This is a genomic window from Flavobacterium plurextorum, assembly GCF_024638035.1.
In the GTDB taxonomy this organism is placed as follows: domain Bacteria; phylum Bacteroidota; class Bacteroidia; order Flavobacteriales; family Flavobacteriaceae; genus Flavobacterium; species Flavobacterium plurextorum.
The window spans coordinates 953,246-963,358 of sequence record NZ_CP100442.1 but is presented as its reverse complement, the minus strand read 5'-3'; the positions used below and the strand labels follow the sequence as shown (position 1 = coordinate 963,358).

Annotated in this window: 9 protein-coding genes; 6 read left to right on the top strand and 3 right to left on the bottom strand. The window is 33.4% G+C overall.

From position 1 onward, the window contains the following. Positions 1-7: 7 nt before the first annotated feature. The 6 genes from NLG42_RS04525 to NLG42_RS04500 all read left to right on the top strand — a co-directional run bounded on the left by NLG42_RS04525 (position 8) and on the right by NLG42_RS04500 (position 6,644). A complete protein-coding gene (locus NLG42_RS04525; protein ID WP_233206951.1) occupies positions 8-982 on the top strand; it encodes a PorP/SprF family type IX secretion system membrane protein in 975 nt (324 codons plus the stop codon). 165 nt (positions 983-1,147) lie between these two features. After that, complete coding sequence (locus tag NLG42_RS04520) at positions 1,148-2,335, top strand: phosphoglycerate kinase (RefSeq protein WP_099717872.1); 1,188 nt, start codon at positions 1,148-1,150, stop codon at positions 2,333-2,335. 112 nt (positions 2,336-2,447) lie between these two features. Continuing rightward, on the top strand, positions 2,448-4,286 hold the full coding sequence (locus tag NLG42_RS04515) for a LysM peptidoglycan-binding domain-containing protein (protein WP_257683109.1): 1,839 nt from the start codon (positions 2,448-2,450) through the stop codon (positions 4,284-4,286). A gap of 46 nt (positions 4,287-4,332) precedes the next feature. Then, the gene (locus NLG42_RS04510; RefSeq protein ID WP_257683108.1) at positions 4,333-5,301 is read left to right on the top strand and encodes a DUF4837 family protein; all 969 of its coding nucleotides are present in this window, start codon (positions 4,333-4,335) and stop codon (positions 5,299-5,301) included. 102 nt (positions 5,302-5,403) lie between these two features. After that, positions 5,404-6,045 carry a DUF1579 domain-containing protein gene (locus NLG42_RS04505; RefSeq protein ID WP_089057001.1) on the top strand — a complete coding sequence of 214 codons (642 nt, stop codon included), beginning with the start codon at positions 5,404-5,406 and terminating at the stop codon, positions 6,043-6,045. A gap of 152 nt (positions 6,046-6,197) precedes the next feature. Continuing rightward, complete coding sequence (locus tag NLG42_RS04500) at positions 6,198-6,644, top strand: GNAT family N-acetyltransferase (RefSeq protein ID WP_089057002.1); 447 nt, start codon at positions 6,198-6,200, stop codon at positions 6,642-6,644. Between the two features lie 141 nt (positions 6,645-6,785). On the opposite strand, the gene NLG42_RS04495 is transcribed toward NLG42_RS04500, so the two are convergent. The 3 genes from NLG42_RS04495 to NLG42_RS04485 are packed head-to-tail and all read right to left on the bottom strand — an operon-like array spanning position 6,786 to position 10,063. Then, entirely contained in the window at positions 6,786-7,589 is an 804-nt protein-coding gene (locus NLG42_RS04495; RefSeq protein WP_089057003.1) for an OmpA family protein, read from the bottom strand. Between the two features lie 3 nt (positions 7,590-7,592). Beyond that, a complete protein-coding gene (locus NLG42_RS04490; protein WP_257683107.1) occupies positions 7,593-9,230 on the bottom strand; it encodes a S41 family peptidase in 1,638 nt (545 codons plus the stop codon). Positions 9,231-9,232: 2 nt separating this feature from the next. Then, positions 9,233-10,063 carry a DUF4349 domain-containing protein gene (locus NLG42_RS04485; RefSeq protein ID WP_257683106.1) on the bottom strand — a complete coding sequence of 277 codons (831 nt, stop codon included), beginning with the start codon at positions 10,061-10,063 and terminating at the stop codon, positions 9,233-9,235. Positions 10,064-10,113 lie beyond the last annotated feature (50 nt).

The following is a 10,113-nucleotide window of genomic DNA, read 5'->3' as shown; positions in this document are numbered from 1 at the left end:
TATTACAATGAAAAAGTTTATTTTATCCTTAGTACTCATGGCTGTAACAACAAGTTACAGCCAAGAGTTAAACCTACCAGTATTTACTCAGTATTTGGCAGATAACCCTTTTGTAATTTCACCAGCTTTTGCAGGTATTGGTGATAATCTTAGAATACGTGCCAACGGCCTTACGCAATGGGTTGGGATTAAAGATGCGCCCGACAATCAATCGCTGTATGCCGATTTTAGAGTTCTAGATCGTTCAGGAGTTGGTTTAAATGTCTACAATGATAAAAATGGATATACCAGACAAACAGGAGCAAAAGTTTCATTTGCACACCATTTGATTCTCGATTATTATTCAAAACAATATTTGTCTTTTGGACTTTCATACAATTTCAATACATTTAGAATTGATATTGATGAATTTAATAACACGATCGAACGCCCAATTCTTGATCCAGCGGTAACAGACAATCGTTATACAACAAATAGTAATTTTGATATTAGTGCACTGTATCGTAACAAAGGGTTTTATGTAAGTTTCAACGCCAATAACGTCTTAAAAAAGAACACAGATAAATATCGTGGTGTAGAACCAAGTTTGCTTTCAAACTATCAAATCTATTCCGGTTTTGTATTTACTGACGGCGAAAACAGACGTATAGAATATGAACCATCAATTTACTATCAGTATTTTGCCAGCGATAAGCGTTCAACAACCGATTTCAACTTTAAGTACAGACGTTATAATCGTTACGAAGATTATTATTGGATTGGAGTTTCATACCGTTTCTTAAACGATCAATTTCCAAAACCACTATCAGTTGGACCAATGGTTGGTTTCATGAAATCAAAATTCTATTTTGGATACTCCTATCAAGTAATGTTCAATAATTTAGGAAGTTACAATACTGGTACACATTCAATTACAATTGGTTTTGATTTCTTCTCATCAATCAGTAACTGTCCTTGTACACAAAGTCCAGTACACGATTAATAACAACCGCAGTAAAAATTTATATTTTAAAACATTTTTTGTTTTATTTCCTAATTTACATCGTTTTCGTTGTTAATCAGCAGTTATTTTTGTTTTTTTCGAATTTAATACAACCGTAAAAGTTCTATATTTGTTTTTCTTTCAAAAAAACTAAAAAATTATCAAATGAAAACTTTAAACGATTTCGATTTTAAAAATAAAAAGGCAATTATCCGTGTTGATTTTAATGTGCCGTTAGATGAGAATTTTAATGTAACAGATACAACACGTATTGATGCAGCAAAACCAACAATTGATGCTATTTTAGCACAAGGCGGAAGCGTAATTTTAATGTCGCACTTAGGAAGACCAAAAGGAGCAGAAGAAAAATATTCGTTAAAACATATTTTAAAAACAGCTTCTCAAATTTTAGGAGTTGAGGTTAAATTTGCTGAAAACTGTATTGGAGAACCAGCACAAACAGCAGCTAAAAATTTAAAGCCAGGAGAAGTTTTATTACTTGAAAATTTACGTTTTCATGCTGAAGAAGAAGCTGGTGATGTTGCTTTTGCAAAAGAATTAGCATCTCTAGGAGATATTTATGTAAATGATGCATTTGGTACAGCACACAGAGCGCACGCTTCAACAACAATTATTGCACAGTTTTTTCCAAACGAAAAATGTTTCGGAACATTATTAGCAAAAGAAATTGAAAGCTTAAACAAAGTACTTAAAAACAGTGAAAAACCAGTAACAGCAGTTTTAGGAGGTTCAAAAGTTTCTTCTAAAATTACCGTTATCGAAAATATTCTTGACAAAGTAGATCACATGATTATTGGTGGTGGAATGACTTTTACTTTCGTTAAAGCACAAGGCGGTAAAATTGGTGAATCAATCTGCGAAGATGACAAACTAGATTTAGCACTTGAAATTTTAAGATTAGCAAAAGAGAAAAATGTGCAAGTTCACATTCCAGTTGACGTAGTTGCTGCTGATGACTTTTCAAATACAGCAAATACACAAATTGTAGATGTAACTGCAATTCCTGACGGATGGCAAGGACTTGACGCAGGACCTAAATCTTTAGAAAATTTTAAAAAAGTGATTTTAGAGTCAAAAACAATTCTATGGAATGGTCCATTAGGTGTTTTTGAAATGGAAACATTCTCTAAAGGAACAATAGCTTTAGGTGATTATATTGCCGAAGCAACACAAAAAGGAGCATTTTCATTAGTTGGAGGCGGTGATTCAGTTGCAGCCGTAAAACAATTCGGTTTTGAAGACAAAATGAGCTATGTTTCTACTGGTGGCGGGGCAATGCTTGAAATGTTAGAAGGAAGAACTTTACCTGGAATCGCTGCGATTTTAGACTAAAATATCACATTTAACATTTTTTTGCATAGTTTTCTTCGTTAAACCATTTATTTTTGCAAAAACGAGGTATTATAATTGTTTGAATTATAAGAGCTTAAAAAAAAGATGTTATATGATTGTAAAAAAAATCTCACTAGCGGTATCTGTCCTTTTTTCGATGTCGATGTTTGCGCAGGAAACGGCAAAAACCGAATTAGAACTTAAGCCAGTTGTTAAGTTATCATATTTAGATTCAATAAAAAGCACTTTCAAAAAAGATGACATGGCAACACGCGTTGACAGTCTTTGGATGAATGAGTTAGTAAGTCTCGATATTTATGATGATTTAACAAAAGATATTCAAACCATTAACTCAGATGTTACAGTAGATGAAGAACTGCCAACAGAACTTCTAAAACAACGTCTGCAGGCAATGAATGAAAAATCACCATTTGATATTCAATACAATCAAGGTTTAGAAAATATCATAAAGTCATTTCTTAAGAATCGTAAAAAATCGTTTTCTCGATTAATGGCTTTATCTGAATATTACTTTCCAATTTTTGAGGAAACGTTTGCCAAAGAAAAAATTCCTTTGGAAATTAAATATTTAGCCGTTGTAGAATCTGCTTTAAACCCTAAAGCAGTTTCTAAAATGGGCGCTACCGGACTTTGGCAGTTTATGTACGGAACCGGAAAACAATATGCTTTAAAAATCGATTCTTATGTAGATGAACGAAGCGATGCACTCAAAGCTACAGCCGCAGCTTCAGATTACATGACCAGAATGTTTAACGTTTTTAACGATTGGGAACTAGTTTTAGCTTCATACAACTCAGGGCCAGGAAACGTAACAAAAGCAATTCGTCGTTCTGGCGGAAAAACAAACTACTGGGACATTCGTAACCATCTTCCAAAAGAAACACAAGGATACGTTCCAGCATTTTACGCTACAATGTACCTTTTCGAATACCATAAAGAGCACGGAATTAATCCAGAAAGAGCAGTTGTTAAAAACTTTGAAACAGACACAGTTGCAGTAAAAAACCAAATGTCTTTCAAACAGATTGCCGATTTACTCGATATGCCGCAATCTCAGATTCAGCTCTTAAACCCTTCTTATAAATTAAATGTAGTCCCTTATTACCAAGGAGAGCAGCATTTCCTTCGTTTACCGAAAGATAAAATTGCCACCTTCGTTTCAAACGAAGATAAGATTTATGCCTACGTTAAATACCAATCTGGATTTAAAACAATGTCGACACAATTAGCAATGAAAGTGGCGCCAAAAGTAAAACCAGCGGTAACCAGAGAAGCCGTTACAGCATCAAAAGACATCCAATTTTATAAAGTTAGAAAAGGAGACAACTTAGGCGCAATCGCAGATAAGTATAACGTTAACATTTCTGATTTAAAAAAATGGAATAATCTTAAATCCAATGCAGTTGCATTTGGAAGAACATTAAAAATCAAATCAGAAGCAGAAACAGTTTCGAAAAACATAAAAGAGCCTAAAACTCCGGCAATTATCGAAAGAAATCACGAAGAAGCTATTGCCTCTGCTGACGAGAAAGATAAAAATGCTGTGCAAACTCAAGAGTACACCGTTGCAGCTGGAGATAATTTAGGAAACATTGCTAAAAAATTCGGTACGACTATTGCGGACTTAAAAGAACTGAATAATCTAAATTCAAATACAATTGCTTTAGGAAAAACATTAGTAGTTTCTAAAACAGTTTCTGAAATAGAAGAACCGGCATCAACTGCAATAGCACTTAATTCTGTTGATTCTTTCAAGAAAAAAGCACCATCTGCAAAAAGTTTGGGTGAAGATTATTACGTAAAAAAAGGAGATTCTTTATACAGTATTTCTAAAAAATATCCAGGAGTAACAATCTCAGATATTAAAAAATGGAATGGTATTAAAGATGAAGACATTAAACCCGGAATGAAACTTAAAATAAACGGATAATAAAAAATCTTATTTAAATTTGGGTTTTATTTCATAAATTAAGAAAATGAATAAAACCCATTTTTTATTGCTGTTAATCCCATTTTTACTATTGTCTTGCTTAAAGACAGATAAGCAGTCAGAGCCAGTTTCTGGAAAAACAAATACTATTTCTATCATTATTGACGATCAATTGTGGTATGGAGAAGTAGGCGATAGTATTAGAAACAAATTTGCCTCACCAGTTTTGGGCTTGACCCAAGAAGAACCCTTATTTACAATAAATCAATATCCGGCTAGACTACTTGAAGGTTTTGTAACAGACAGCCGTAGTATAATTGTAGTTAAAAAAACTGCAGTAGATAAATTCGAAATTACCCGAAGCAAAGCCCTGCCGCATAATACATTTCGCATTTACGGAAAATCAGTTGATGATATTATTTGCAGCATCGAATTAAATTCAGCGCAAATAATCAAAATGATTCGTGATGCCGAAATCCAAAAAATTCAAGAAGACAACAGCAAATCACTATTAAACCCAACTGTTATAAAAAACAAATTTCATATCGATCTCCAAATTCCAACTGGATATGAATACATGCTGCACAAAAAGAATTTCATTTGGCTTAAAAAAGATATTATAAGCGGCAATACAAGTTTACTTATTTATCAAATACCGCTTCATAACTTTAAAACTAAAGGAAACGTTGTTGGTAACATAATCAAAATGAGAGATTCGATTGGTTATTACATCAAAGGGCGTGAACCCAATACACGTATGATTACCGGAGAAGCTTATGCACCATATTTCTCAAACACAACTTTAGACCAAAAAGAAGCCTTTGAAACAAAAGGAACTTGGGAGCTCAAAAATGATTTCATGGCAGGACCATTTATCAATTACGCAATCGTCGATCCAGTTTATAATAGAATCTTAGTTATAGAAGGATTCTGTTATTCCCCATCCAATCAAGAAAGAGATTTAATGTTAGAACTAGAAGCCATAATAAAATCCGTAAAAATCGATAAACGTTAATTTCTAACTTTGCAGCTAAACTGCTCAAAATAAAGCATCAAACAATTCTAAATTAATATATTTCTTACTTTTGTTTTATAACAAACAATAAAACAAAGACTTATGAAAAAATTAACCACAACATTGTTATTGCTTGCATTGTGTTTTACCTCTTGTAAAAAAGAAACAAAAACAGAAGATGCCGAAAAAACAATCAAAGACAGCGTTGCTGTAGAGGAACCAGCTGCAGAACAGCCTTTAGACTCAGCAGCACAAATGAAAGCTTGGGCAGCTTATGCAACTCCAGGAAACGAGCATAAATTAATGGCCGATGAAGTTGGAACTTGGAATTGTGAAATGACCTTTTGGTATGAACCAAATGGAAAACCTGAAAAAGCCACTTCAACTGCTAATGTAAAAATGATTCTTGGCGGACGTTATCAAGAAGCTATTTATATTGGAACCATGATGGGACAGCCATTTGAAGGCAAAAGCACATTAGCTTACAATAATGCCAGCAAAGAATTCACCAGTACTTTTATCGATAATATGGGAACTGGAATGATGGTAGGATTTGGTAAATACGACGAAAAAACCAAAAGTATCGAATTTAAAGGCGATATGGTAAACCCAATGAATGGTATAAAAACACCTTACAGAGAGATTTATACTATTGTAGATCCTAAGACCCGAAAAATGGAAATGTTTGACATGAAAAACGGAGAAGAATATAAAAGCATGGAAATCATAATGAAGAAAAAGTAATTTTCTATTTACATACAAAGACACAAAGACACAAAGGTTTATTCAAGGAGATGGAACTTTGTGTCTTTGTAATTTCTATAAGAAATTTTAACGCAGCTAAAAAATTATATAACTTAGCGCCTTCGTGCCTTTGTGGCAAAAAATAAGGAAGAATGGAATTAAAATGGAAAATAAAGCCGTTTGAGGCATTAAATGTAAACGAGCTATATGATTTACTCAAATTAAGAAGTGAGATCTTTGTACTAGAGCAAAACTGCGTTTATTTAGATCTTGACGGCAAAGACAAGAAAGCATTGCACCTAATTGGTGAGTACGACAATAAAATTGTTGCCTATGTACGTTTATTTGATGCAGGAATCACTTTTGATAACGCTTCAATAGGGCGAGTAGTTGTTGATGCCGATTATCGTGATAGAAAATGGGGACATGATTTAATGCGTGAAGCAATTTCTGCAATAAAATCAAACTTCAATAAAGAAAAGATTACCATTGGCGCACAATTGTATTTAAAGAAATTTTACGAAAGCCACGGCTTTGTACAATCAAGCGAAATGTATTTAGAAGATGATATTCCTCATATTGAAATGATTAGAGAATAATAAAGAGGATACTTTATTGAAAGTAAAAAGCTTGGTGATTTTGTAATTTAATCTCGCAAAATCGCCAAGTTTTATAAGCAGATTCCTTTTTACTATTCTTTTAAGACAGTAGTTTTTAATTCCTGTAGTCGTGTATAAAGATTAAATCTTAGTAATCAGAAATTCAACACGGCGATCATAATTATCTCCCTTTTTTAAAGGAAATTTATTGCCGCAGCCTTGATAAGTCATTCTGTTTTTAGAGATTTTTTTAGAGCTTAAATAGTAAAAAACCGTTTTGGCACGATTCCAAGACAAGCGTCTTTCCTTTGTGTCCTTGTCAATTCCATCACTATAGATTTCCGGAGTACAGCAAACGTGACCTCTAATTTCGAACTGTATGTTTTTTTGCTTTTGCAAAAGGACCGCAATTTTGTCTAACTCCTTTTTAGAATTATTCGTGAGTTTTGCACTTCCAAGATCGAAGAGGATATTATCCAAATAAATCCTGTCACCAACCTTTAATTTATCTTTAAAAGAAGAATAAACACCTTTGCCAAAACTGTTGCGTTTAACAACAATTAAATCAACCCGCCGATTTCTAGATCTCGTTTCGTACAAATTTTCGACCGTATCTGGTCGAAGCACCACACGGCCCTTTCCTTCTAAAACAACAATTTTAGTTTGATTAAATCCAGAAGCAAGCAGCAAGTCTTGAATGGTATTTACTCTGTCATGAGACAGTCGAAAATTATAATCATCACTTCCTCGATCATCGCAGTAGCCGTAAATTTGTATAGACTCAACTTTAGAGGTATCTATTGTTTTAATAAAATTCTTTACAACTTCGATCTGCTGGCTGGTAAGATCAAATTTATCGAAATCAAAATAAACCGTTTCGATAGGTTTTTGCTGTGCCGATACATTGTAAATTAAAAACAGAAATAGGGCTCTATAAAGTTTCATTCATTACATTTTTAGAATCGTTTTATATTCCGTTTGATTATTTAATACACTTACAGCCTTTTTAATTTCCGAATTATTTTTGATGTAAAACTGATACAAACCTTCCTGATATTGGTATCTTTTTATGAGTTCTTCCTGAATTAAATTTTTAATTTCTTTTTGATTTTTATCCAACAAAGTATTTTCACTTTTCTCCAAAGCCGCTATTAACTGTTGGTATTCAGGAGCAATTGTTTCATCAATTTTCTCGTTTTTAGCAGCAGCCAAAGTATTTTTTAGAGCAATTTCAGTTTCAGTATCAAAACTAATTTTGTTCGATTTTAAGTATTGTTTAAAACTTCCGTAATCAGCATCAGTAAGCACAGGAATTTTATCTCCTAAATTTGGATTCTTGTAATAATACGACGTTGCATAATCAAAAATTCCGTCATTTTTTAAAAGAGCAGTCGTAATCGGACTCATTTTTGTCTCGTCCAATTCGATATCTGGTAAAACACCACCGCCGTCATAAACCGTTCTTCCTTTTCTCGTTTTAAAAGCATTAAAATTTTTAGCATCCGTTTTTTGCGCTACGCCATTTTTGTCCTTATGAGCATAATCCAAAGCCTGAATACATCTTCCAGAAGGAGTGTAGTATCTAGAAATAGTCACTTTTAACTGCGTTCCATAAGTAAGATCTACAGAGCGCTGCACCAAACCTTTACCAAAACTGCGGCTTCCTAGAATAACTGCACGATCCAAATCCTGCAAAGCTCCAGAAACAATTTCAGAAGCCGAAGCACTGCGTCCGTTTACCAAAATTGCTAAAGGAATTTCAGTGTCAACAGGTTCTTTCGTCGTTTTATAAGTATTATTGTGTTTCTCAATTCTCGATTTAGTAGTTACAATAATTTCATTTTTAGGAACAAATAAATTACAAATATCAATTGCTTCGTTCAATAAACCTCCAGGATTTCCTCTTAAATCAAGAACAATTTGTGTTGCCCCGTCAGCCTTTAATTTTTCAAGAGCATCTTTAACTTCAGCAGAAGCTTTTCGGCTGAAGTGAGATAAAACAATGTAACCCGTTTTGCTGTCGATTTTACCATAAAAAGGAACCGATTTGATATCAACCTCGTCCAAAACCAATTCAGTAGTATACATTTTTCCCTGACGAAGGTATTTTACAGCAATTTTGGTGTTTTTCGCCCCTTTTAAAAGCTGCGAAGCGTCATCTTTAAAATCAGCAATTAAAACATCACCAATTTGTATAATTTCGTCGCCCGCTTTCAATCCCGCTTTATCGGCAGGATAATTTTTATAAGGCTCGCGAACAATTAAGCGGTCTTTTTTACGCGCTATCATAGCACCAATTCCAGTATATTCGCCAGTATTATTAATTTTAAAATTAACAACATCCTGTTCGTTAAAGTAAACCGTGTAAGGATCTAAACTTCCAAGCATACTTTTGATAGCTTTATCCATCAAATCACCAGGATTCGTTTCATCTACATAATTAGTGTTAACCGCTTTAAATAGAGTAGTAAAAATTTCGATTTGCTTGGCAATTTCAAAGAAATCATCTTTAAAACTGGTTCCAACAAATAAAAACCCTGCCGCAACAGCCGGTATGATAAATTTCTTTTTGAAATAAGGATACATGATTATTGTTTTTTTCTTTTAAATCTTCTTCTAATAAAATAAACCGCCGCACAAACCATCAATACAAATGGCCAAACACTTAACAGCCAAATGAAAAAACTGGATAAGCCAAAAAATCCAGATTTAAATGCCGTCCAGATTTTAGCACCATAAGATGTTTTAACTCCTTCCTGTTCTGCGATTGTTTTGTAAAATTCAATAGTAACGGTACTTTCAGAAACTCGGCTTTCCAAATATTTTAGTTGACCTTGTTTCGCTTCAATTTCTTCGCGAATCGCCGAAATTTGCTTTTCAATTTCTAAAATCTCACTAATTTTAGTCGCTTTTTGAAGAATTTGCAGATAACGCTCTTCCAGTTTTTGTTTCGTTTTTAATCGCGAATTCAGATCAATGTATTGTTCCGTAACATCTTCCGCCGAAATATCTTTGCGTTCAAAATAAGAAACGCCTTTTGAGACAGAACTTAAAAAAGGATCAAAATTCTGACTTGGAACTTTTACCGTTAAATTTCTATAAATAGTGTTATAATCTTTTCCTTCAGAATCACTTAGAATAGTTCCTTTATTAGCCGTAATAGCCGTTTTGATTTGATCGAAAGTTTTTTCTAAATCATTAGTTTCAAATCGAAGCGAAGCTTGTTTGATAATTTTCTGCGGAATTTCGGGCGAAGCCTCATTTTTATCTTGATCTTTTCTATTAGATTCACTTGCACCTGCTGGCGGTGGCGGTGGCATTTCTAAATTACTTACGGCAAGATCTTCATGCTTTGCATCAGCTTTATTGCAGCCCGAAAGAACTAAAAAACAACATGTTAAAAAGAAAATATATCGCATAAAGTTTCAATTTAGAGCTAAAACTACAATTTTTTTATAATTTTTTGTCT